The organism is Pseudoxanthomonas putridarboris (genome assembly GCF_038321125.1).
Lineage (GTDB): Bacteria > Pseudomonadota > Gammaproteobacteria > Xanthomonadales > Xanthomonadaceae > Pseudoxanthomonas_A > Pseudoxanthomonas_A putridarboris.
In genome coordinates this window covers 459706-482402 of record NZ_JBBWWT010000002.1, presented here as the reverse complement: position 1 = coordinate 482402, position 22697 = coordinate 459706, and the positions used below count along the sequence as shown (strand labels likewise).

The 22697-nt window shown below is 66.9% G+C and carries 20 protein-coding genes and 1 tRNA gene; 8 read left to right on the top strand and 13 right to left on the bottom strand.

Annotated elements, in window-relative coordinates; translation table 11 throughout:
- Positions 1–136: 136 nt before the first annotated feature.
- From AAD027_RS06205 to AAD027_RS06195, 3 genes are all read right to left on the bottom strand, one after another.
- Complete coding sequence (locus AAD027_RS06205) at positions 137–2767, bottom strand: TonB-dependent receptor (RefSeq protein ID WP_341725145.1); 2631 nt, start codon at positions 2765–2767, stop codon at positions 137–139.
- A gap of 341 nt (positions 2768–3108) precedes the next feature.
- Complete coding sequence (locus tag AAD027_RS06200; RefSeq protein ID WP_341725144.1) at positions 3109–4050, bottom strand: alpha/beta fold hydrolase; 942 nt, start codon at positions 4048–4050, stop codon at positions 3109–3111.
- Between the two features lie 32 nt (positions 4051–4082).
- Positions 4083–5174 (bottom strand): Acg family FMN-binding oxidoreductase, encoded by a 1092-nt coding sequence (locus tag AAD027_RS06195; protein WP_341725143.1) that lies wholly within the window; start codon positions 5172–5174, stop codon positions 4083–4085.
- A 303-nt stretch (positions 5175–5477) separates the two neighbouring features.
- Here AAD027_RS06195 and mutS point away from each other — a divergent pair, with 303 nt between their 5' ends.
- From mutS to AAD027_RS06180, 3 genes are all read left to right on the top strand, one after another.
- A complete protein-coding gene (mutS, locus tag AAD027_RS06190; protein WP_341725142.1) occupies positions 5478–8078 on the top strand; it encodes a DNA mismatch repair protein MutS in 2601 nt (866 codons plus the stop codon).
- 550 nt (positions 8079–8628) lie between these two features.
- Positions 8629–10881 carry a catalase/peroxidase HPI gene (gene katG, locus AAD027_RS06185; protein ID WP_341725141.1) on the top strand — a complete coding sequence of 751 codons (2253 nt, stop codon included), beginning with the start codon at positions 8629–8631 and terminating at the stop codon, positions 10879–10881.
- Between the two features lie 172 nt (positions 10882–11053).
- On the top strand, positions 11054–11671 hold the full coding sequence (locus AAD027_RS06180; RefSeq protein WP_341725140.1) for a DUF937 domain-containing protein: 618 nt from the start codon (positions 11054–11056) through the stop codon (positions 11669–11671).
- 233 nt (positions 11672–11904) lie between these two features.
- On the opposite strand, the gene AAD027_RS06175 is transcribed toward AAD027_RS06180, so the two are convergent.
- From AAD027_RS06175 to ffh, 8 genes are all read right to left on the bottom strand, one after another.
- The gene (locus AAD027_RS06175; protein WP_341725139.1) at positions 11905–12312 is read right to left on the bottom strand and encodes an RNA-binding S4 domain-containing protein; all 408 of its coding nucleotides are present in this window, start codon (positions 12310–12312) and stop codon (positions 11905–11907) included.
- A gap of 19 nt (positions 12313–12331) precedes the next feature.
- The gene (locus tag AAD027_RS06170; protein WP_341725138.1) at positions 12332–12628 is read right to left on the bottom strand and encodes a hypothetical protein; all 297 of its coding nucleotides are present in this window, start codon (positions 12626–12628) and stop codon (positions 12332–12334) included.
- Positions 12629–12736: 108 nt separating this feature from the next.
- A complete protein-coding gene (gene rplS, locus AAD027_RS06165; protein ID WP_341725137.1) occupies positions 12737–13135 on the bottom strand; it encodes a 50S ribosomal protein L19 in 399 nt (132 codons plus the stop codon).
- Between the two features lie 148 nt (positions 13136–13283).
- Positions 13284–14054, bottom strand: a complete 771-nt coding sequence (gene trmD, locus AAD027_RS06160) for a tRNA (guanosine(37)-N1)-methyltransferase TrmD (RefSeq protein ID WP_425605402.1) — start codon at positions 14052–14054, stop codon at positions 13284–13286.
- Between the two features lie 82 nt (positions 14055–14136).
- Positions 14137–14664 (bottom strand): ribosome maturation factor RimM, encoded by a 528-nt coding sequence (rimM, locus tag AAD027_RS06155; RefSeq protein ID WP_341725136.1) that lies wholly within the window; start codon positions 14662–14664, stop codon positions 14137–14139.
- A 38-nt stretch (positions 14665–14702) separates the two neighbouring features.
- Positions 14703–14960, bottom strand: coding sequence for a 30S ribosomal protein S16 (rpsP, locus tag AAD027_RS06150; protein WP_341725135.1), 258 nt, complete (start codon positions 14958–14960; stop codon positions 14703–14705).
- 117 nt (positions 14961–15077) lie between these two features.
- Positions 15078–15878 (bottom strand): aminotransferase class IV family protein, encoded by an 801-nt coding sequence (locus AAD027_RS06145; protein ID WP_341725134.1) that lies wholly within the window; start codon positions 15876–15878, stop codon positions 15078–15080.
- 176 nt (positions 15879–16054) lie between these two features.
- Complete coding sequence (ffh, locus tag AAD027_RS06140; protein ID WP_341725133.1) at positions 16055–17425, bottom strand: signal recognition particle protein; 1371 nt, start codon at positions 17423–17425, stop codon at positions 16055–16057.
- Positions 17426–17583: 158 nt separating this feature from the next.
- Here ffh and AAD027_RS06135 point away from each other — a divergent pair, with 158 nt between their 5' ends.
- A complete protein-coding gene (locus tag AAD027_RS06135) occupies positions 17584–18375 on the top strand; it encodes a cytochrome C assembly family protein (protein WP_341725132.1) in 792 nt (263 codons plus the stop codon).
- Positions 18372–18890 (top strand): demethoxyubiquinone hydroxylase family protein, encoded by a 519-nt coding sequence (locus AAD027_RS06130; protein WP_341725131.1) that lies wholly within the window; start codon positions 18372–18374, stop codon positions 18888–18890. The genes AAD027_RS06135 and AAD027_RS06130 overlap by 4 nt, the downstream gene beginning before the upstream one ends.
- 145 nt (positions 18891–19035) lie before the next feature.
- Here AAD027_RS06130 and radA read toward each other — a convergent pair whose 3' ends face one another.
- Both radA and AAD027_RS06120 read right to left on the bottom strand, forming a co-directional pair.
- Positions 19036–20430, bottom strand: coding sequence for a DNA repair protein RadA (gene radA, locus AAD027_RS06125; RefSeq protein ID WP_341725130.1), 1395 nt, complete (start codon positions 20428–20430; stop codon positions 19036–19038).
- 99 nt (positions 20431–20529) lie between these two features.
- A tRNA-Thr gene (locus AAD027_RS06120) sits at positions 20530–20605 on the bottom strand.
- Positions 20606–20891: 286 nt separating this feature from the next.
- Here AAD027_RS06120 and AAD027_RS06115 point away from each other — a divergent pair.
- The 3 genes from AAD027_RS06115 to AAD027_RS06105 all read left to right on the top strand — a co-directional run bounded on the left by AAD027_RS06115 (position 20892) and on the right by AAD027_RS06105 (position 22553).
- Positions 20892–21347 carry a DUF4262 domain-containing protein gene (locus AAD027_RS06115; RefSeq protein WP_341725129.1) on the top strand — a complete coding sequence of 152 codons (456 nt, stop codon included), beginning with the start codon at positions 20892–20894 and terminating at the stop codon, positions 21345–21347.
- A gap of 170 nt (positions 21348–21517) precedes the next feature.
- On the top strand, positions 21518–21898 hold the full coding sequence (locus AAD027_RS06110; RefSeq protein ID WP_341725128.1) for a hypothetical protein: 381 nt from the start codon (positions 21518–21520) through the stop codon (positions 21896–21898).
- A gap of 73 nt (positions 21899–21971) precedes the next feature.
- Positions 21972–22553 (top strand): DUF6624 domain-containing protein, encoded by a 582-nt coding sequence (locus AAD027_RS06105; RefSeq protein WP_341725127.1) that lies wholly within the window; start codon positions 21972–21974, stop codon positions 22551–22553.
- The last annotated feature ends 144 nt before the right edge of the window (positions 22554–22697 follow it).

The following is a 22697-nucleotide window of genomic DNA, read 5'->3' as shown; positions in this document are numbered from 1 at the left end:
TGCAAGACGTCATCTGCGCGGGGGATACGCCTGTTGTAGCCGATTTCCCGGACCCTGTCGCGTCGGCGGCGCCCGGCCTGAACGAAGACGGCCCGCCAGGGGCGGGCCGTCGGTGCCGCATGCCGCGTGGCGGAGATCAGTAGCGCACGCGCAGTGTCACGCCATACATCCTGGGCGCGCCGAGGAACGCGTTGTAGGTATTGAACGGATTGCCCGGATCGGGGAACAGGTTCTGCAGGGGTCCATCGAAACCCACCTGCACGTATTCCTCGTCGGTGATGTTGGTGCCCCACAGTTCGACCGTCCAGCGTCCGGCGCTGTCGCCGAAGCCGATGCGCGCATTGAGGATCGTGTAGGAATCCTGGTGCTTTTCGACATCGAGGTCCGAACCGGTGTTGTAGTCGGACATGTACTTCGCGCCGATGTTGAAGCGGCCGGTCAGGTTGTTCGAGAAGTCCCATTCGTAGGTGAGCGATGCCGAACCGGACCACTCCGGCGCGAACGGCATGGTCGCGCCCGGCAGCTTGTAGAGCGCGCCTGACGAACTCAACGGCGTCCCCACGGCGAAGTCGCCACCCGGGATGTTGTCGCCGAAGGTGGTGTCGGCATACATCAGGCCGCCCTGCAGCATCAGCCCGGGGACGCCCCTGGGCTGCCACAGGATCTCCGCGTCCAGGCCCTCGGAGGTCACTTCGGGGATCGAACGCACCACGAAGCTGGTGCCCAGGAAGCTGTTGAGCTGGAAGTCCTCGTACTTCTGGTGGAACAACGTGGCGTTCAGCAGCAGCGTGCCCCCAGCCCAGGTGGTCTTGGCGCCCAATTCGTAGCTGTCCACGAATTCGCCGGGGAACGACGTGTCGTTGACCGGAGTGATGCCCTGCCCGCTGCTCGAGTTGCCGTCGGCCGACTGCACGCGGTCGAGGTTGAAGCCGCCACCCTTGTAGCCGCGCGCGGCGGAGGCGTAGGTCATCACGTTCTCGTTCCAGCGGTAGGCCGCCTTGAGCGTGCCGGACCACTCCTTCTCCTCGCTTTCCTGGAAGGTGTTGCGCCCGTTGTGCAACGCGTTGGCCCACGGCAGGCACGAATAACCGATGATCTGGTTGGCGGCGCCGCCGATGATGGCCGCCTGGTTCGCCGGCGGCAGCATCGCAAGACCCGGGATGCGCTGGTAGAGCGCGGCGCCGACGCGGCCCGCCGGATTGGCGAGCATCGAGCCGCAGCCGATGCTTCCGTTCGGATTGCTGTAGACCGACGACAATTCCTTCTCTTCGCGGGTGTAGCGCAGGCCCAGCGTGAGGTCCAGCGCGTCGGTCGCGTGCCAGGTGTTGTTGGTGAACAGCGCCAGGCTCTTCGCGTTCTGCTTGTAGTGGTCCAGCGCGCCGAGGCCGGCGAAGTTGGTGCCGAACGGCTGCCCGCTCACCTGCGACAGGAACAGCGCGGGATTGGACATGTCCACGGCCAGGCCGAGGGGCGCGAGCTGCTGCGCCAGCGTACCGAGCACCAGATTGGTGATCAGCGACGACACGTACGGCTCGTAATGCGCGCCGATGCGATAGGTCTCGGTGCGATTCAGGTCTTCGTCGGAATAGAAGGCGCCGATCATCCAGTCGACCCGGTCGGTGGACCCGGTCAGGCGGAATTCCTGGCTGAAGGTCTCGAAGCCGGTGAACGACTCGTCCTTGCTCCCGTTGCGGTACAGGATGTCCGCGGTGCTGAAGTCGTAATCCAGGCCATTGATCGCCTGCCACTCGCGCGAGGCGGTGATCGAGGTGAGGGTTGCCCCGCCGAACCACGGCGAATCCCAGTTGATCTCCGCCGAGACACCCTTGTCCTCGATGTCCTGCGTGGTCGGCCGGTTGCTGTAGGCGACGCGGTCGAAGGGGTCGTCGCCCGGCGCCGCGACCGTCTGCTGGCCGGCCACGGCGTTGAGCACCAGCGCACTGGTGCCCACTGTGGTCTGCACGGCGGTGCAGCAATTCTCCTCGCGCTTGGTGAAATCGGCCGACAACTGGATGTCCAGGGTGTCCGTCGGCTCCAGCAACAACTTGCCGCGCACCGTGTGGTAGTTCTGGTCATAGTCCTCGGTTTCCCGGCGCGGGCCGTTGCCGGTGCGCACGTCCATCCAGCCGTCGCGCTTGCGCTTGGCGGCGTAGATGTTGAACGCGCCCACTTCGCCCACCGCGTCGTTGTAACTGCCGGAGACGCCCAGGCCGCCGTAGTTGCTGACGGTGACCTCGCCCTCGGCGCTCTGCACGTAGCTGGGGCGGCGGGTGACCACGTTGATCACGCCGGCCGAGGTGTTCTTGCCGAACACGGTGCCTTGCGGCCCTTTCAGCACTTCGATGCGTTCCAGTTGGCCCAGGTCGCCGAAACCGACGCTGTTGCGCGGGCGGTAAACGCCGTCGATCACCACGCCGACCGAGGATTCCAGGCCCACGTTGTCGCCGACCGTGCCGATGCCGCGGATGCGCGCGGTGGTGATGGCTTCGCTCTGCGTGCTGGTCACGGTCATGCCGGGCACCAGCACCTGCAGGTCCTTGATGTCGCGCACGCCGGTGTCCTGCAGCAACTGCTCGGAAATCGCGGTCACCGAGATCGGCACGTTCTGCGCGGTCTCTTCGCGCTTCTGCGCGGTCACCGTCATGGTGCCCAGCGTGGTGGGCTCTTCCTCCGCGGCTGCCTGCTGCGCATAGGCGTGCGGCGTGGCGCACAGGGCGGCGAAGACAGCAAGCGTGAGCGCTTTGTGCCTGGGCAATGCAGTGACCATGTTCTCCCCTCCCAAGGGTCGTGTTTCTGACGAATGGTGCTTGCAGCAATGACTATCGATGTCCGAGCGTCTGCTCTGTCTGTTCTCCGGCGGTCGTGCCGCCTGTGGCGTACGCAACTCCCCTTGCGTCGATGCGAAATTAACACCGGCTTCACAGATCGGCATTCTGCACTGCGTCGATACGCAGGCCGTTACTTTGGCATGGATAAGTCCTTGTTTTTCCGCACGATCGTGCAGAATCAGGCTTACGCTATGAAGTCCCATACGCATCGCCTCTCGATGCCGGCAGGTGCAGGCTCCATCCGCTCATCCTTGCCTGCGGCCGGTCATGGCGCCATGGCCTAGTCGGCCAGGCTGGCACGCACGAGAAAATCGTGAACCACCCGCCTCAGATCCTCGCCATGCCCGACGAGCAGGTGGCCGCCGGTGTCGTAGACGATCAACTCGGCGCCGGGGATCGTCTCGGCGGCGAACTCCGCGGCGGGCAGCGTATTGAACAGGTCGTCACGCGCCGTCACGACCAGCGTGGGCGCGGCGATGCGTTCCAGCGGCGGCCGGGCCGCGTCCGGCACGCTGTCGAGGTTGATCCCGGCCACGCGCCGTGACAGCGGCTGGACGCTGCGGACGATGCCGAGCACCGCCTCGCGTTCCGCTGGTGTCGCCATATCGAGCAGCGCGGGCTCCACGCCAAGGAAACGCACGAGCATCGACGGCGCGATCTTTTCGGCGGCCCACCACGTGAAGTCGGCGCCCGCGTTGACCAGCCGGAATGCCAGGGCGCTGCCGCGGCTGTCCTCGATCGCAACCGGGCTGTCCGGCGCGTAGGTGCCGGGCACGATCAGGATCAGCGCCGAAACCTTGTCAGGATGCCGCAGCGCCAGTTCGAGCGCCGAGCGCGCGCCGGCGGACACGCCCACCACCACGGCCCTGTCCACCGCCAGCGCCGAGAGCAGCGCCGCGTGGGCATCGGCCTGCACCGCGACGGATGCATCGGGGGGCAGCGGCGTGCCGAGATAGCCGAAGCGCGACGGGGCGATGACGCGGAACTCCGCGCCGAAGACGCCGGCGACGTTGGCGAGTCCCTGGTCCCAGCCGCCGCCCGCGCCATGGATCGACAGCACCGGCATGCCCTGGCCCGCTTCGGCATATTCGATCGGCCCGGCGACGGTGACCGCGACCGGTGCGCCTTCGGCGGCGGCCTGCGCCCGCCGCATGTCGCTGCGATAGGCGACAAACACCAGTGCAGCCACGAGGGCCAACGTGACGAAGACGATCGACAGCACCTTTCCGCTCCTTCGCAAGCCCACCTCCGGTTTTACTGGATCAGGACGGATGCCGGCGGACGGCGGGGCGAATAAGGAAGGGTCGGCCCGTAGCCGAAGCGCAGTACGAGATCCGGCCGCATACCGGGCGCCCCGACCAGCGCGGCCAGTTCCGGGCGCAGCCGCGCCACCTCGACGGGCTGGTTGATGAAGGCGTGCTTGAGCCCGAGCGTGGTCGCCGTCAGCGCGAACCGCTGGCAGGTGCGGCCGACGGCGACCCAGTGCGCCTTGTCCTCGCGTTCGGCGAGGAAGACCGCGATGCCCGCCGAGGAATCGATGTGCCGGGCGTACTTGTCGTTCTCGCCTGCGGCGTCGAAGAAGGCATCGAAGGCGCGGCGTCCCAGGACATCCGGCAGCGGCGGATTGCCGGTCGAGCCCGAGAACAACCCGTCGCCCCTCGCCATGGCGCTGCGCGGATTGAAGCGCAGCCACGCCTTCAGCTCGGCCATGAAAGCGGGATCGGCCATCTGCGCATCGTTGCCGGCGACCACCAGGTCGCGCGCCCGGTCGATCCGCGCGCGGTCGGTCAGGATGAGCGTGCGCACGCCCGGCATGCGAACAGCGCGTTGCAGCGCCTCGATATCGGCGGCGGCAACGGAGCGGCCGTCATACAGGGCGCGCGTGGACTGCCGCCGCGGTATCGCGGCCAGCAGCGGATCGGGACGCGGCCCGGATTCGGAGAAGGCATAGCGGACGCTGCCGTCCTCCTGCGACACCAACGTGCCGGGCCGTCCGCTCGCGGCACCGGCGATGGCGAGGTTCTCGGCCGCGCAGCCGAGGCTGACGAACAGGTGGTGGTCGTCCGGATCGACGGCGGGCGTGGCGCGCGCCAGGTCGGGCAGGATGTCGATCGAACCCGCCCCGACGCGGAACCGCCACGGCTGGGTGTTGTGGCTGTTGGCGGCAAGCGTCGCATGGCGGACAAGATCCCCTATCCCGGCGCGTGCCGGCAGCGGTGCCCGCAATCGTTCGGCATAGGCCTCGTAGTCGCCTGCCGAACCGACGGCCGAACGCCAGCCGAAGGCGCCAGCGCCCGCCAGCAAGGCCGCGCCACCCGCGCCGATAAGCACATTCCGCCGGTTCATCACGCCTCCTTAGTCGGCGCCAATGTACGCCCGTGGTGCGACGGGTCATTGATCTCGGTCAACACGACCCGCATGGGCGTGCCAGGGTGCAACCCGGCGTGGGAAGATAAGAGCGAACCGGCGCGGCGCTGCCGTGACTCCAGGACATCGATGTCGCCGAACTCGAACATACCCGTCAGGTGCGCAGCGGATCGAAGCGCGCCTGGGTTCGCTTTTGGCGTGGAATGGCATGGTTCGACGGCGGAATGCCCCGAACTTGTCCCAGGCACACGCTGCAACATCACTTAAACCATTGATTCGACGATGCAAAAACAGAATACCGCTGCGCACGCCTCCCACACGCCGCTGATGAAGCAGTTCTTCGCCGCCAAGGCGGAGTACCCGGATCTCCTGTTGTTCTTCCGGATGGGGGATTTCTACGAACTGTTCTACGACGACGCCCGCAAGGCGGCGCGGCTGCTGGACATCACCCTGACCCAGCGCGGCAGTTCCGGCGGCGCACCGATCCCGATGGCGGGCGTACCGGTGCATGCCTACGAAGGCTACCTGGCGCGACTGGTCGCGCTGGGCGAATCGGTGGCGATCTGCGAGCAGATCGGCGATCCGGCGCTGGCCAAGGGGCTGGTGGAACGCAAGGTGGTGCGCGTCGTCACCCCCGGCACGGTGACCGACGAAGCCCTGTTGAACGAGCGCCGCGACACCCTGCTGATGGCGGTGGCGCGCGGCCGCGGCGGGTACGGACTGGCCTGGGCCGACCTGGCCGGCGGACGTTTCATGGTCAACGAAGTGGAAAGCGACGACGCGCTAGAAGCGGAATTGTCGCGATTGGAGCCGGCCGAACTGCTGCTGCCCGACGAGGAAGGCTGGCCTGCCTTCTTCGCACAACGTACCGGCATCCGCCGTCGCGCGCCGTGGCTGTTCGACCCGGACAGCGGCCGCCGCCAGTTGCTGCAGTTCTTCGGCCTGCACGATCTGACCGGCTTCGGCATCGACGACAAACCGCTGGCCACCGCGGCCGCCGGCGCATTGCTGGGCTACGTGGAGGAAACCCAGAAGCAGCGCCTGCCGCACCTGACCGCGATCGCGGTGGAATCGGCCGGCGACGCCATCGCCATGAACGCCGCCACCCGCCGTCATCTGGAACTGGATACGCGCGTGGACGGCGACACCCGAAACACGCTGCTCGGCGTGCTGGATGCCACCATCACGCCGATGGGCGGCCGCCTGCTGCGCCGCTGGCTGCACCGCCCGCTGCGCGACCGCCGCGTACTGGGCGAGCGCCACCATGCCGTGGCCACGTTGATCGAACGTGGTGCCGAGACGGATCTGCGCGACGGCTTCCGTGCGCTGGGCGATGTCGAACGCATCCTGACCCGTGTCGCGTTGCGTTCCGCACGTCCGCGCGACATGTCCACCCTGCGCGACGGCCTGGCGTTGCTGCCGCAGGTGCGCGAACTGCTGGCTCCGCTGGATTCGCCGCGCCTGCAATCGCTGGCGAACGCGCTGGGCGAGCACGACGAAACCGCCGCCCTGCTGTCGGCCGCCATCGCGCCGCAGCCGCCGCTCAAGCTCAGCGACGGCGGCGTGCTGGCCGACGGCTACGACGCCGAACTGGACGAACTGCGCCGGCTCAGCACGCATGCCGACCAGTTCCTGATCGACCTGGAAGCCCGTGAACGCGAAAGCAGCGGCATCCCCACGCTGAAGGTCGGCTACAACCGCGTGCACGGCTACTACATCGAGATCAGCAAGGGCCAGGCCGACAAGGCGCCGGTGCACTACACCCGCCGGCAGACGCTGACCGGCGCCGAGCGCTACATCACCGAGGAACTGAAGAACTTCGAGGACAAGGTACTGTCGGCGCGGGAGCGTTCGCTGTCGCGCGAGAAGCTGCTCTACGAGGAACTGCTGGATACGCTCAACGCGCGCCTGGAACCGCTGAAGCACTGCGCCGCCGCGCTGAGCGAACTGGACGTGCTGGCCGCCTTCGCCGAGCGCGCGCAGGCGCTGGACTGGTCGCGGCCGGAACTGCACGAAGCGCCCGGCCTGCACATCGAACGCGGACGGCACCCGGTGGTGGAAGCGGTAAGGCAGGAGCCCTTCGAGCCGAACGACCTGCGCATGGACGAAGACCGCAGGATGCTGGTGATCACCGGCCCCAACATGGGCGGCAAGAGCACCTACATGCGGCAGAACGCGCTGATCGTGCTGCTGGCGCACATCGGCAGCTTCGTGCCGGCCAGCCGCGCGCGGATCGGCCCCATCGACCGCATCCTGACCCGCATCGGCGCCGGCGACGACCTGGCGCGCGGGCAATCCACCTTCATGGTGGAAATGGCCGAAACCAGCTACATCCTCCATCACGCCACGCCGCAATCGCTGGTGCTGATGGACGAGATCGGCCGCGGCACTTCGACCTACGACGGCCTGGCGCTGGCCGATGCGGTGGCCCGCCACCTGGCCGCGATCAACCGCTGCCACACGCTGTTCGCCACGCACTACTTCGAGCTGACCGCGCTGGCCGAGCCCGGCAGCGGCATCGCCAACGTGCACCTGGATGCCGTGGAGCATCACGACAAGGAGCGCGGCGATACGCTGGTCTTCATGCACGCGGTGAAGGACGGCCCCGCCGACCGCAGCTTCGGCCTGCAGGTGGCCGCGCTGGCCGGCCTGCCGAAGACCACCGTGCAGCAGGCCCGTCGGCGCCTGGCGGAACTGGAGCAGCGCGGGCGCGAATCGCATGCGTCCGACATGGCCCCGCAGGCGCTGGATGCCCCGCAACAATTCGGACTGTTCGCGCCCACGCCATCGGCCGCGCAGGAGGCGCTGGCCGCGCTCGATCCCGACGAGCTCACGCCCAAGCAGGCGCTGGAAGCGCTGTACCGGTTGAAGTCGCTGCTCTAGCCGGGCTTCCGCAACCGCACAAAAAAGCGACATCAACATTGTGGGAGCGACGTCAGTCGCGACCGGGAACTACACGTCGCGACTGACGTCGCTCCCACAAGGGTCGACAGGCACCGTTCCCCGTCCAGCACATCGGTACAACACCGGTGTAATCCGGGGGGAGTATCGTGTGGAGCGATACTAGGCCCTTCCGCAGCGCACCATTCAAGCCTGCTATCGGACTCTTCGCCAAAAACGATTTTCATTGATCGTTTGCATTGCCTAGTCTGACCAAGTCCCGCCAAGCCAACGAGAACGTCAGCCATGAGCGCACTCTCCCGGCGCGCGAAGCCGCCGCCCACGTCGTCGCCCCATGATCGTGCGGCCTTCGACGGACACCGTCTCCCGACCGCGCCCCGACCGCATCGCCGCTGCGACCGGGGCGACTGATCGAATCGCGGGCGCACGCCCACCGGCAGCCCGCATGCCCGCGCCACGATCCGTCGGCCCGCATGCGGGCCCGCCTCCCTTTCCGCAAAGCGTCATCCACCCAAAGCCAAAGGCAGAGACCATGTCAAACGAATCCAAGTGCCCGTTCCACGCGACCGCCGGTGGCGGCACCACCAACCGCGACTGGTGGCCCAACCAGCTGCGCGTGGACCTGCTGAGCCAGCATTCGTCCAAGTCCGATCCGCTGGACGGGAATTTCGACTACCGCGAGGAATTCAAGAAGCTCGACTACCACGAACTGAAGAAGGACCTGCGCGCGCTGATGACCGATTCGCAGGACTGGTGGCCGGCCGACTTCGGCCACTACGGCCCTCTCTTCATCCGCATGGCCTGGCATGCCGCCGGCACCTACCGCATCGCGGACGGTCGCGGCGGCGGCGGCCGCGGGCAGCAGCGCTTCGCCCCGCTCAACAGCTGGCCGGACAACGTCAGCCTGGACAAGGCGCGCCGCCTGCTGTGGCCGATCAAGCAGAAGTACGGCCAGAAGATTTCCTGGGCCGACCTGCTGATCCTCACCGGCAACGTCGCGCTGGAGACGATGGGCTTCCGCACCTTCGGCTTCGGCGCCGGGCGCGAGGACGTCTGGGAACCGGACCAGGACGTGTACTGGGGCCGCGAGACCACCTGGCTGGGTGGCGACGTGCGCTATGCCCACGGATCGGAGGGCGTCGAGAAGCCGGCCGACGAGGGCGTGCTCGTCTCCGACGACGATGCCGACGGCAAGGTCCACTCGCGCAACCTGGAGAATCCGCTGGCTGCGGTGCAGATGGGCCTGATCTACGTGAATCCGGAAGGCCCGGACGGCAACCCCGATCCGCTGCTGGCCGCGAAGGACATCCGCGACACCTTCGGACGCATGGCGATGGACGACGAGGAAACCGTCGCGCTGATCGCCGGCGGCCACACTTTCGGCAAGACCCACGGCGCCGGCCCGGCCGACAACGTCGGTGTCGATCCGGAAGCGGCCGACATCGAATCGCAGGGCCTGGGCTGGCACAACCGCTTCCGCACCGGCAAGGGCGGCGACACGATCACCAGCGGCCTGGAAGTGACCTGGACCACCACGCCCACGCTGTGGAGCAACAACTTCTTCGAGAACCTGTTCAAGTTCGAATGGGAACTGGAGAAGTCCCCGGCCGGCGCGCACCAGTGGGTGGCCAAGGACGCCGGCGAGATCGTTCCCGATGCCCACGATCCGTCGAGGAAGCGCAAACCGACCATGCTGACCACCGACCTGTCGCTGCGCCTGGATCCGATCTACGGTCCGATCTCCCGCAAGTTCCTCGAGAACCCGCAGGCCTTCGCCGAAGCGTTCGCCCGCGCCTGGTTCAAGCTCACCCACCGCGACATGGGTCCGCGCGTGCGCTACCTCGGCCCGGAAGTACCGAAGGAAGAGCTGATCTGGCAGGACCCGGTGCCGACGGTCGATCATCCGCTGATCGACGAACAGGACGCCAAATCGCTCAAGGCCAAGGTGCTGGCCTCCGGCCTGACGGTATCCGAACTGGTCGGCACCGCCTGGGCCTCGGCCTCCACCTTCCGCGGCGGCGACAAGCGCGGCGGCGCCAACGGTGCGCGTGTCCGTCTCGCGCCGCAGAAGGACTGGGCGGCGAACCAGCCGGAACAACTGGCGAAGGTGCTCAAGGCGCTGGAACGCATCCAGCTGGAGTTCAACCTGGAAGCCGGCGGCGGCAAGAAAGTCTCGCTGGCCGACCTGATCGTGCTGGCCGGCAACGCCGGCATCGAACAAGCGGCGAAAGCGGCGGGCTTCGACGTGACCGTGCCGTTCGCGCCCGGCCGCACCGACGCCAGCCAGGCGCAGACCGACGTCGAATCCTTCGCCGTGCTCGAACCGGTCGCCGACGGCTTCCGCAACTACGTCAAGGGCCGCTTCGCGGTGCCGGCCGAGCACCTGCTGATCGACAAGGCGCAGTTGCTCACCCTGACCGCTCCCGAGCTGACCGTGCTGATCGGCGGCCTGCGCGCGATCAACATCAACGTCGGCGGCGCCACGCACGGTGTGTTCACCGACAAGCCCGGCACGCTGAGCAACGACTTCTTCGTCAACCTGCTCGCCATGGGCACGGAGTGGAAGCCGACCTCGGACGCCAAGGACGTGTTCGAGGGCCGCGACCGCAAGACCGGCGAAGTGAAGTGGACCGGCACGCGCGTGGACCTGGTGTTCGGTTCGAACTCCGTGCTGCGTGCGCTGGCCGAAGTCTATGCGAGCGCGGACGCGCGGGAGAAGTTCGTCCAGGACTTCGTGGCGGCCTGGACCAAGGTGATGAATCTCGACCGCTTCGACCTGGCGTGATCCCAGCGCCGGGCTTCCCCGAAGCCGCATGCCTGTACGGGCATGCGGCTTTTTCGTTCCGGCGGGACGCCCGCCGGTCGGCTGGCTTTTATTGTGAGTCGGCGATCACACAATTTGGCGCTAGCATGGGTCCCTGCCACGCCACACACACGTCCAGGAGGACGACCGCACGATGAGCAACCAGTCCCTCGCAGAAGAACTCTTCGCCCAGTTGCAGGGCGCGCCCCTGCAGCAGGTATCCCAGCAATTGGGCATCGGTCAGATGCAGGCCTCCAACGCTGTCGGCGCGGCATTGCCGCTGCTGCTGGGCGCGCTGGGCAAGAATGCGGCCCAGCCGCAGGGTGCCGAGGCCCTGTTCGGCGCATTGCAGAAAGACCATGCCGGCCTCGATCTGGGCAACGTGCTGGGTGCGGTGCTGAGCGGCGGTTCGGCGCCCGGCCGGCAGGCGGATGGCGCGGCCATCCTGGGACATATCTTCGGCGGCGCCCAGCCGCGCGCCGAGGCCAGCCTGGGCCAGGCCACCGGCCTGGGCAGCGACAAGTCCGCCATGCTGATGAAGATCCTGGCCCCCATCGTGTTGTCGTTCCTGGCCCAACGCTTCCTGGGCCAGGGCAGCGCCAATCCGAACGCCTTGAGCCAGATATTGGGCCAGGAACGCCAGGTGGCGCAGCAGCAGGGCGGCCTGGGCGGCGGATTGCTGGGCGCCGTGCTGGACCAGGATGGCGATGGCCAGTTGGGGCTGGGCGACATCCTGAAGATCGGCAGCGGGATATTCGGCGGCGGTCGCTGACGGGGTTCGCCATCGGATGCACGCGTGAAGAGGCGCCCTCGGGCGCCTCTTTTGTTTGCGTACCGGAATTCTCGCCCTCTGCACAAAAGCATCGCGCCCAAGGGAACCTCCGTTCCTTGTAGGGGCGCCCTTGGGCGCGATGCTCTTCTCCCCGCAAGCGGAAAAGGATTCCCGCACCGAATCCGGATGTCGCTCTATTTCGCCTGTACCGGGTGGCCCGGTCCCGATCGGGATCAAAGAGCGTCGATGTCGCCCAGCGCACGGATCAGCCGCCGCGCACGCTTGTCCGGACGCGATTGCGGCGCCTGGTAGCCGGCGCGTTCGGCGCGCCGTGCCGCCGATGCGGCCTCGCGCCTGAGTTTCGACGCTTCCGATTCGACATAGAGTTTCTGCGCCGCCGCGGCGGGACCGCGCTGCTCGCTGAGTTCCAGCACGTCGATCTCGAAGCGCTCCTCGCCCCTAGCGATCGCCAGCGCATCGCCCACGCGCACGGCGCGCGACGGCTTGGCGCGCTGGCCGTCGATCTCGATCTTGCCCGTTTCCACCGCCTGCTTGGCGAGGCTGCGGGTCCTGAAGAAGCGCGCCGCCCACAGCCAGACATCGAGCCGGACGGAAGCGGAGGCTGGCGTGGTTTCGGTCATGGAATCCTGAAAGGGGGTTCTACGGTCGCGGTTTCGGCGGCGAAAGCGGAATGCGGACCTCGGCCTCGGTCCGCAGGGCGCGTTGGCAGGCCTTGGAGACATGGTAGTCGCGCACGGCCTGCTGCTGTTCCTGGGTGGCGTCGCGCGGCATGGGCTGCGAGGCGGCAGCGCGCGCCTCATCCGTACACCAGGGAAAAGGCGTGGCCGGGTGCGGATCGTGCGAAGCGATGCCCGCATCGCTCGCGCAGGCCGTCAATCCCATGCACATCGCCATCGCCATCGCCATCGCCGGCCAGTAGCGTGGATGCCTCCGCATGACCTTTTCTCCGCAGGAGCTTCCACGACAGTCTGCCGCCAAATCGCGAAGCCGGAAACGCGAACGGCCACCCGAAGGCGGCCGTCCGGACAACGCTTAAGGCGCTGTTTATTCGGCGGAAGCGGCAGCGGCCAGGCGGGCCTGCTTGGCGGCGGCGTTGGCGGCCAGGTCTTCCTTGATGCGGGCGGCCTTGCCTTCCAGGTCGCGCAGGTAGTACAGCTTGCCGGCGCGGACCTTGCCGCGGCGCTTCACTTCGACCGAGTCGATGGTGGCGCTGTGGGTCTGGAACACGCGCTCCACGCCGTAGCCGTGCGAGATCTTGCGCACGGTGAAGGCGGAGTTCAGGCCGGCGTTCTTCTTGGCGATGACCACGCCCTCGTACGCCTGCACGCGTTCGCGGTTGCCTTCCTTCACCTTGACGTTGACGACGACGGTGTCGCCGGGGCCGAACGCGGGCAGCTCGCGCTGGATCTGGGAGGCTTCGAATTCCTGGAGGAGCTTGCTCATGTTGGCACCGATACTTGTAGGCGTGGTCGTGTCGTTCGACAACGGAAACTGATGCAGTCGCCGGATTGCGCTGCACGATATTGTTATGGGGTCCCGGGCGTGAACCGCCCAAGGGTCGCGCATTCTAGCCGATTCCGGCCCCGCGTGGCTAGGGCTGGCCCGGCTCGCCCTTCTCCGGCCCACCCCGCTCCTGGCGGAAGGCCTCCAGCAGGGCCCGGTCGGCCTTGGACAGGCGGGTTTCGTCCAGCAGGTCGGGCCGGCGCAGCCAAGTGCGGCCCAGCGACTGCTGCCGGCGCCAGCGGGCGATGGCGGCATGGTCGCCGGAGCGCAATACCGCCGGCACCTCGCCCAGCGGGTGAGTGCTGGGGTGGGTGTAGTGCGGGCAGTCCAGCAGGCCGTCGCCCTCGAAACTGTCCTGAACGGCCGAGTCCGCGTCGTTCAGCGCCCCGTCCTGCAGCCGGGCCACCGCGTCGATGACCACCGCCGCGGCCAGCTCGCCGCCGCTCAGCACGTAATCGCCGATGGAGATTTCCTGGTCCACCTCGGCGGCCAGGAAACGCTCGTCCACGCCTTCGTAGCGGCCGCACAGCAGGATCAGGCGCGGCTGCGTGGCCAGTTCGCGGACGAGTTTCTGCGTCAGCGGCCGTCCCTGCGGGCTCAGGTAGATCACCGGCGCCGGCGCCGGATCGGCCGCGCGCGCCGCCGCCAGGCAAGCCTGCAGGGGCTCGATCATCATCACCATGCCGGGCCCGCCACCAAACGGGCGGTCGTCCACCCGGCGATAACCGCCCACCGCGTAGTCGCGCGGATTCCAGCCCTGCAGCGCCAGCAGTCCCCGCTCCTGCGCGCGCCCGACCACGCCCACGGCCGCGGCCTGGGCGATGAATTCGGGGAACAGGGTCAGTACGTCGATGCGCATCGAGCGGCGGAATTGGAGATTCGGGATTCGGAATCCACAGCATACCCGCCACACGGGCCGCGGCGCCTTGGACCGGTTGCGCTCAGAACTCTGGATCCCAATCGACCGTGATCAGCCCGGCGTCGAAATCGACGCTGCGGACGAACTCGGGCTCGACAAAGGGAATCAACCGCTCGCGGTCGCCGCGCGCCACCAGCACGTCGTTGGCGCCGGTGGAGAACAGATGCGAGACGGTGCCGAAATCGGTGCCGTCGGCGTTGACCACGCGCAGGCCTTCCAGATCGACCCAGTAGAACTCGCCCGGGCTGGGCGGCGGCAACGCCGAACGCGGGACCAGGATTTCCAGCCCGCGCATGGCTTCCACTTCGTCGCGGTCTTCCACGCCCGGCAGCGTGGCCACCAGGTGCTTGCCGGAGGCCTTGCCGCGCGCGCCGGAGAATTCGCGCTCGCCGCCGTTGGCGTCGCGCAGCGTCCACGGCTGGTAGCGGAAGATGGCCTCGCGCGGCTCGGTCCAGGATTCGATCTTGATCTGGCCGCGCACACCAAAAGCGCCCAGAAGCCTTCCCAGCAGAATCATTTTCTGCGGGGTCGGTGGGCGCTCGGTGCTCATGCGAACGGAAGGCCGCGCGATCCGCGCGGCCGCGTCACTCAGGCCGCCGGGGCGGACTTGGACACTTCCTTGTACAGGCTGCGGACCTTTTCGGTCAGCTGCGCACCGTTGCCGACCCAATGATCGACGCGGGCGACATCGAGTTCGATGCGCTTTTCGTTGCCGGCGGCGACCGGGTTGTAGTAACCCACGCGCTCGATGTTGCGGCCGTCGCGCGCGCTGCGCGAGTCGGTGACGATGATGTGGTAGAAGGGGCGCTTCTTGGCGCCGCCGCGGGTGAGACGGATCTTGACCATGGTGTTTTCCAGTGTTGCCCAGTCGCCAGAATGGCGAGGTAAGCCGGTTATTCTAAGCCATTGAAAGCGGCAGGAAAACCCACCCCCTGCCCTGCCGCCGGGCACTCTCCGGCCGGTTCACGCCAATGGTTGCCAGGGCTGCCGGTCCAGCGCCACCTGCAGGCGCGCCATCAGGGCCGTATCAGCGTCCAGTGCGACACCGTCGATGGCCGTGACCGGCTGGATCCCGCTGGCATTGCAGGCGAAGGCGGCAGGGAAGTCCCCTGCCTCGCCCAGCGCCACCCGACGTACCTGTTGCGGCACACCCGACGCTTCCAGGCCGGCCTGCAGCAATTGCTCGCAGACCCCGCGCAGCGCCGGCCCGTCCGGCCACACGACCCGTTCGCCGTCCCAGAGCCCCAGGTTCCAGATCGAGCCCTCGACCATCGCGCCATCGGGCCCCACGAAGAGCGCATCGTCGAACCCGTCCGCCAGCGCGCGGCGGCGGTAGTGGAACAGCTGGAACGTGCCGACATGCTTGATATGCGGCAGCGGGCGGACGAAATCGTACGACTTCACCCGCAGCGCCGGCTTGGCCTGGGTGGCCGCGGGCGACAGCGACACCAGCAGGTCCGTCGCCACGTCCCGGCCCGCGTCGCGATAATCGAACTGCCGCGAGAACACGGTCAGCCGCAGCGAGGCATCGGACAGTCCCGCGCGTTGCAGCGCGGCGTGCGCTTGTCGCTGGACATCGACGGTATCGAGTTCCGTGCCGAACAGTTCCCGCGTGGCCGCCCGCAATCGCCGCAGGTGCAGGTCCAGGCCCTGCACCGCGCCGCCGCGCACCTGCATCGAGGTGAAGTGGCCGTAGTTGCCCAGCGCCAGCGCGCGGAGGTCGTCCGCGGTGGCGGGTTCACCGTTGAGGAAGGCCATGGGCATGCAACCGACTCCGGATTCCACCTGTAGGAGCGACGTAAGTCGCGACCGCGCCCCGATGGCAATTCAGGATGCACGATTTCAAGCGCGCCGCAGCGCGTCCGGATGGCGAACGATCCTTTTCCACCGTCATTCTGGCCGCGCGGTCGCGACTCACGTCGCTCCTACAGGGACGACGCTCAACGGAACGGCATGCCGCCGCGGGCGCCCATCATGCCCTTCATGCCGCGCATCAGGCCCTTCATGCCGCCGCCGGCCAGCTTGCCCATCATCTTTTCCATCTGCTGGTACTGCTTCATCAACTTGTTGACGTCGGCCGGCGTGGTGCCGGAACCGCGCGCGATGCGGGCGCGGCGCGAACCGTTGAGCAGCGCCGGGTTGCGGCGCTCCTTCTTGGTCATGCTGCCGATGATGGCGATCATGCGCGGCACTTCCTTGCCCTGCTGCACCTGCTGTTTCACGTGCTCGGGGATCTGGCCCATGCCCGGCAGCTTGTCCATCAGGCCGCCGATGCCGCCCATGTTCTGCATCTGCTCCAACTGGTCGCGCATGTCGTTGAGGTCGAACTTCTTGCCCTTGATGACCTTGGCGGCCAGCTTCTCGGCCTTCTCGCGGTCCACGTTCTGCTCGACCTGCTCCACCAGCGACAGCACGTCGCCCATGTCCAGGATGCGATTGGCCACGCGCTCGGGGTGGAACACGTCCAGGCCATCGGGCTTCTCGCCCACGCCGATGAACTTGATCGGCTTACCGGTGATGTAGCGCACCGACAGCGCCGCGCCGCCGCGCGCATCGCCGTCGGTCTTGGTCAGCACCACGCCGGTCAACGGCAGCGCCTCGTTGAAGGCCTTGGCGGTGTTGGCGGCGTCCTGGCCGGTCATCGCATCGACGACGAACAGCGTTTCCACCGGCGCGACCGCGGCGTGCAGCGCCTTGATCTCGGCCATCATCGCTTCGTCGATCGCCAGGCGGCCGGCGGTATCGACGATCAGCACGTCGACGAAGGACTTGCGTGCATCGTCGATGGCGGCGCGCACGATGGCTTCGGGCTTCTGCCCCGCATCGGACGGGAAGAACAGCACGTCCACCTGCTGGGCGAGCGTCTTCAACTGCTCGATGGCGGCCGGGCGGTACACGTCGGCGCTGACCACCATGACCTTCTTCTTGCGCTTCTCGCGCAGGTGCTTGGCCAGCTTGCCGGCGGTGGTGGTCTTGCCGGCGCCCTGCAGGCCGGCCATCAGGATGACGGCGGGCGCGGGCACGTTGAGGTTCAGGTCGCTGGCCTGCGATCCCATCACCGCGGTCAGTTCGTCGCGGACGATCTTGATCAGCGCCTGGCCCGGGGTCAGGCTCTTCAGCACTTCCTGGCCCACCGCGCGCACCTTGATGCGTTCGATCAGCGCCTGCACCACCGGCAGCGCCACGTCGGCCTCCAGCAGCGCGATGCGGACCTCGCGGGTGGCCTCGCGGATGTTCTCCTCGCTCAGGCGGCCACGACCGCGCAGGCGCTCGACGGTGCCGGAAAGACGCTGGGTGAGGGATTCGAACATGGGAAAGCGGCACGAAAGGAAAGCGGAGCCGGATTATAGCCGCCCGCCCTCCCATCCGAAGGAGCGCCCCATGGGCGCGAGTTCTTCGTGGTGCCTGCCCAAGAGCTCGCGCCCATGGGGCGCTCCTACCGGTGGCCCGGCTATGCGACACTCTGCCGATGACAATCGTTCTCATCGCCGTTGCGCTTTATCTGCTGGCCACCGCCCTGCTGGTCCGTTCGGTGGTCCAGGACAAGGTGGAAGGCCAGCGCCAGTGGTTCTGGCCGGCGCTGGGCGCGGTACTGCTGCACGGCGTCTACCACCTGCTGGTCGCCTGGCGCACCGCCGGCGGCCCGGACATGCATTTCTTCGCCGCGCTGTCGCTGGTGACGCTGGGCATGGCCGGCATGACCACGCTGGTCGGCGCGCAGGGACGGATGGCCGCGCTGGGGGTGATCGCGTTCCCGCTGGCCGCGGCCCTGCTGCTGACCTACCACCTGAACGGCCACAAGCCCAGCGACGGACTCGACTGGCGCGTGCAACTGCACGCCTGGATGGCGCTGCTGGCCTACGCCACGCTGGCGATCGCCGCATTGCTGGCGGTCATGCTGTGGGCGCAAGAGCGCGCCCTGCGCCGCCGCGAGTTCCATGTCTGGTTGCGGGCGCTGCCGCCGCTCACGGAACTGGAGGAACTGCTGTTCCGCACGATCCTGGTGGGCTTCCTGCTGCTGACCGTCACGCTGCTGACCGGCGCGCTGTTCGTGCAGGACTTCTTCGCCCAGCGGCTGGCGCACAAGACCGTGCTCAGCGTGCTGTCGTGGCTGGCCTTCGGCGCGCTGCTGTTCGGCCGCTGGCGCCACGGCTGGCGCGGCGGCAAGGCCGTGCGCTGGACGCTGGCGGCGATGGCGCTGCTGCTGCTGGCGTTCTTCGGCAGCAAGTTCGTGGTCGAACTGGTGCTGCGGCGAGGATGAGCCCATCGCTGGGCGACCGCATCCTGAAGGTCGACCATGCGGGCGAGCACGGGGCGGTCAACATCTACCGCACCCAGATACTCGTTTCCCGGTTCACCGCCCCACGACTGACCGCCACGCTGCGGGAATTCATGGCCCATGAAATGCGTCATCGCGCGTTGTTCGAGGAACGCCTCCAGGCACGCGGAGTGAGGCGGTGCCGCAGTTATCCGCTATGCGGCCTGGGCGGCTATGTCCTGGGGTTGGTTACCGCGCTGTTGGGCAGAAGCGCCATCGCGGCCACCACCCATGCCGTCGAGGACGTGGTGCTCGGGCACCTGGAAGCCCAGGTGGAACGACTGCGCCACCTGGATCCGGACGCCTGCGCGGCTGTGTCCGACATCATCGCCGACGAGCGCGAACATCACCGGCACGGCGAACGCCTGATGCGCGCCGGCGATTTCTGGCCCGCGCTGATAACGCCCGTGGTACGCGCATCGACCGAAGCGGTGATCTGGCTGGGCATGCGGCTCTAGTCCAGGCCAAGACCCTCCATGGACTTTCTTTCATTGGGAGGAGTGCTTCTTGTGGGAGCGACGTAAGTCGCGATGAAGCTTTACCGGTACTCCGTCGCGACTTACGTCGCTCCCACAACGCAAGCAAGATGATCGGCGGCCCGCCCTAGCCCGCCGCTTCCAGCGCCTGCGACAGGCGCTCCACCGCGACGACTTCCAGCCCCTTGAACGCGCCCGACTTGGGCGCGTTGCCCTTGGGCACGATGGCGCGCTTGAAGCCGTGCGTGGCGGCTTCGCGCAGGCGCTCCTCGCCGTTGGGTACCGGGCGGATCTCGCCGGACAGGCCCACTTCGCCGAAAGCGATGGTCTTGTCGGCCAACGGACGGTCGCGCAGCGAGGACAGCACGGCCAGCAGCACCGGCAGGTCGGCGGCGGTTTCCTGCACGCGGATGCCGCCCACGACATTCACGAACACGTCCTGGTCGCCCACCACCACGCCGCCATGCCGGTGCAGCACCGCCAGCAGCATCGCCAGGCGGTTCTGTTCCAGCCCGACCGCCACGCGGCGCGGATTGGACAGCGGCGATGAATCCACCAGCGCCTGCACTTCCACCATCAACGGCCGCGTGCCCTCGCGGGTGACCAGCACGCAACTGCCCGGCTGCTGCGTGCTGCCGCCGGACAGGAAGATCGCGGACGGATTGGGCACTTCCTTCAGGCCCTTCTCGCCCATCGCGAACACGCCCAGCTCGTTGACCGCGCCGAAGCGATTCTTGAAGGCGCGCAGCACGCGGAAGCGGCTGCCGCTTTCGCCCTCGAAGTACAGCACCGCGTCGACCATGTGCTCCAGCACGCGCGGGCCGGCGATGCCGCCCTCCTTGGTCACATGCCCGACCAGGAACACGGCGGTGCCGGTCTCCTTGGCGTAGCGCACCAGCCGCGCGGCGCTCTCGCGTACCTGGCTGACCGACCCGGGCGCCGCGGTCAGCGATTCGGTCCACAGGGTCTGCACGGAGTCGGCAACGATCAGCTTGGGGCGCGCGACGGAGGCGTGTTGCAGGATGGTCTCCACGCCGGTCTCGGCCAGCGCTTGCAGGTTGTCCAGCGGCAGATCCAGCCGGACGGCGCGTCCGGCCACCTGCGCCAGCGATTCCTCGCCGGTGACGTACAGCGCGGGGAAGTTCGCCGCCATCTTCGCCACCGCCTGCAACAGCAGGGTGGACTTGCCGATGCCGGGGTCGCCGCCGACCAGCACCACGGCGCCCTCGACCAGGCCGCCGCCCAGCACGCGGTCGAATTCGCCGATGCCGGTGGTGACGCGCGCCTCCTCGCTGTGGCGCACGTCCTTCAGCGCGGTGATCCGGGGCGCCTCCGCCTTGCCCGCCCAGCCGCTGCGGCGGGCGGCCGGGGCGGCGGCGGAAGCGGGTTCCAGCACGATTTCGCTGAGCGAATTCCATGCCCCGCACTCGGCGCACTGGCCCTGCCACTTGCTGTGGTCCGCCCCGCATTCGGCGCAGACGAAGGCGGTACGGGCTTTGGAGGAGGTCTTGGCCACGGGCATCCGGTTCCAACAGGAAGGCCGCTACTGTATCGGCCCCGCGTCTCCGGTGGCGAGACGCGCCCAAAACAAAGCCCCGCCGAAGCGGGGCTTTGTCACAACTGGTGCCGGAAATAGGAATCGAACCTACGACCTACGCATTACGAATGCGCCGCTCTACCAACTGAGCTATTCCGGCGGGGCTGCAAATTCTAGGGGGCCGGGCGGGTCCGGTCAATTCGCGGACGCATGAGGCGGGCCGGTTCGGGATATGGGGGGGACGCGTGATTGCTTGTTACACCCTCCATTCCGGAGGCGTAACTCATACGCCCTCGACTGCAAGCACGCCCATCCGTGTCACTCTCCATCAAGGGCCAGGCAGCGCTTTGAATACACGCAGGATTTTTCTTGACGCGCCTCCTCGCCCCGCTTAACCATACGGCGCAACACCCCGGATTCGGGGTCTATATGTAGTTAGGGCGCTAATGGAAGAATACGAGCGCAACATACATAAGCACATCGAGACGCATGGTTGTAGCGTCACCTCTGTGTTCGACCCAGACGGCAATGAGCCGCCGTTCTCGTACTCCATTGGCATCGCCAAAACCGCAATGGCGCCTGAGCTCATTGTTGTGGGCCTCAAGCCAGAGATAAGCCACTGGCTCGTTAATGAGTACAACCGCAGGGTAAGAGCGGGGGAAAGCTTTGTGCCTGGTGTTCTATACCTAGGGTTCTTGGAGGGCTTCGCCGTGCAGTTCGGCCCGGTGGCACGAGAGCACAAGGGCGAGTACATGCGATCCGCTACTTGGCTACATCAAGGGCCAAACTTTGAGGCACTTCAGCTCATCTGGCCTAGCACCACGGGTATCTGGCCATGGGATCCAGAGGCCAGTGATTGGTTCCGTGCCAATCAGCCACTCCTCGCGGGAGGCAGCTCGTGACGCTCCCTAACAATTCATCCCAGCCGAACTTGCTTCGCAAATAGGCTTAATCCAGGTATCAAGAGGCAATTGTGAGTCCTGCGGACGACCAACTTCTATATCGTGACATGATGCGAGAGGACGACGTTGGCTTGGTGCTTCGAGGCCACTTGCACATCGAGCACCAGCTCATGGAGATTGCCGGTGCAGTTCTGCCATTTGCCGATCGTTGCGACTGGCAGAAATTCTCTTACCGCACAAAAGTCGAGCTCGCATACGCTTGTGGACTTCCCAAAGATACGCGTGATGTCCTTATCAAGTTAGGTACTTTGCGCAATGAGTTCGCGCACAAGCTCGATGCGAGCATTTCCAGGCAGCGGGCACTGGATCTGTATAACTCTCTTTCTGATTGGCATCGTACGGTATTGAAGGAGTCGTACAAGGTCATGATGGACAAGCAGGACTTTGCCCCGGCAAGCTTGGAACCGCGAGATCTCGTAACGCTCATATTGCTGAACATGTACTCAGCCACAAGAGCGGAGGGGTTGGCGTTGCGGGCCAATACCCCCTGACAATTCATTCAAGCCGAAGCCGCTCCACGGCGCGGTCTGATTCAGGCGTTCGGCATCGGAAACCACCATCTGCATGCTCAGCACCGTCCGAACACAACTCCTGGCCATGCGCGCTCGTGACGAGCAAGTTCGCACCGAGCTTGCCGCCGATGGCTCGCTGTTCGAGGGCTACCATCCTCGGATGGAAGAAGTCCACCGAGTCAGCGCACAGGAACTTCGCTCCGTGATCCAAGAGCACGGATGGCCGGACGAAGAACTTGTTGGGCCCGAAGGCGCGGAAGCAGCTTGGCTTGTCGCCCAGCACTCCATTGGCGAACCGGACTTCATGCGCCATTGTCGGACCCTTCTTGATGAAGCCAGCTTTCTTGGGCGTGTTCCCAGGTGGCAGTTCGCCTACATTGATGATCGGATTCGCGTCTTCGAGGGCAAGCCGCAGCGCTTCGGAACGCAGGTCGACCTGCGACCGGAGGGGCCGGAAGTGCATGAACTGGAGGACTCAGCGCAAGTCGATGCTTGGCGTAAGGACGCAGGTTTGCCACCCATCGCCGTCGTTATTGCCAGAGCGCAAGCCGATCCATGCCCTTCGCCGGAGGAACACGCGACAAAGCAGGCCGCAGGACTCCTGTGGCGTCGGCAGGTTGGTTGGATCGAGTGAACGACGCGCCGATTACCTCGAACGTTAGGCGGTGCCGCCCCATCGTTCGTACGACCTAGCCCTCAAAGCGACTCGCGGCGTCACGATCACGATCGTTCTTGCTGGCTGCGTTGTAGGCGACTCTTGCGCCCACTTACAGGTTCT

Coding starts and splice junctions, on each gene's coding strand:
- AAD027_RS06205 (WP_341725145.1), bottom strand. CDS start 2,767: ATGGTCACTGCATTGCCCAGGCACAAAGCGCTCACGCTTGCTGTCTTC.
- AAD027_RS06195 (WP_341725143.1), bottom strand. CDS start 5,174: ATGAACCGGCGGAATGTGCTTATCGGCGCGGGTGGCGCGGCCTTGCTG.
- mutS (WP_341725142.1), top strand. CDS start 5,478: ATGCAAAAACAGAATACCGCTGCGCACGCCTCCCACACGCCGCTGATG.
- katG (WP_341725141.1), top strand. CDS start 8,629: ATGTCAAACGAATCCAAGTGCCCGTTCCACGCGACCGCCGGTGGCGGC.
- AAD027_RS06180 (WP_341725140.1), top strand. CDS start 11,054: ATGAGCAACCAGTCCCTCGCAGAAGAACTCTTCGCCCAGTTGCAGGGC.
- AAD027_RS06175 (WP_341725139.1), bottom strand. CDS start 12,312: ATGACCGAAACCACGCCAGCCTCCGCTTCCGTCCGGCTCGATGTCTGG.
- AAD027_RS06170 (WP_341725138.1), bottom strand. CDS start 12,628: ATGCGGAGGCATCCACGCTACTGGCCGGCGATGGCGATGGCGATGGCG.
- rplS (WP_341725137.1), bottom strand. CDS start 13,135: ATGAGCAAGCTCCTCCAGGAATTCGAAGCCTCCCAGATCCAGCGCGAG.
- trmD (WP_425605402.1), bottom strand. CDS start 14,054: ATGCGCATCGACGTACTGACCCTGTTCCCCGAATTCATCGCCCAGGCC.
- rimM (WP_341725136.1), bottom strand. CDS start 14,664: ATGAGCACCGAGCGCCCACCGACCCCGCAGAAAATGATTCTGCTGGGA.
- rpsP (WP_341725135.1), bottom strand. CDS start 14,960: ATGGTCAAGATCCGTCTCACCCGCGGCGGCGCCAAGAAGCGCCCCTTC.
- AAD027_RS06145 (WP_341725134.1), bottom strand. CDS start 15,878: ATGCCCATGGCCTTCCTCAACGGTGAACCCGCCACCGCGGACGACCTC.
- ffh (WP_341725133.1), bottom strand. CDS start 17,425: ATGTTCGAATCCCTCACCCAGCGTCTTTCCGGCACCGTCGAGCGCCTG.
- AAD027_RS06135 (WP_341725132.1), top strand. CDS start 17,584: ATGACAATCGTTCTCATCGCCGTTGCGCTTTATCTGCTGGCCACCGCC.
- AAD027_RS06130 (WP_341725131.1), top strand. CDS start 18,372: ATGAGCCCATCGCTGGGCGACCGCATCCTGAAGGTCGACCATGCGGGC.
- radA (WP_341725130.1), bottom strand. CDS start 20,430: ATGCCCGTGGCCAAGACCTCCTCCAAAGCCCGTACCGCCTTCGTCTGC.
- AAD027_RS06115 (WP_341725129.1), top strand. CDS start 20,892: ATGGAAGAATACGAGCGCAACATACATAAGCACATCGAGACGCATGGT.
- AAD027_RS06110 (WP_341725128.1), top strand. CDS start 21,518: ATGGAGATTGCCGGTGCAGTTCTGCCATTTGCCGATCGTTGCGACTGG.
- AAD027_RS06105 (WP_341725127.1), top strand. CDS start 21,972: ATGCTCAGCACCGTCCGAACACAACTCCTGGCCATGCGCGCTCGTGAC.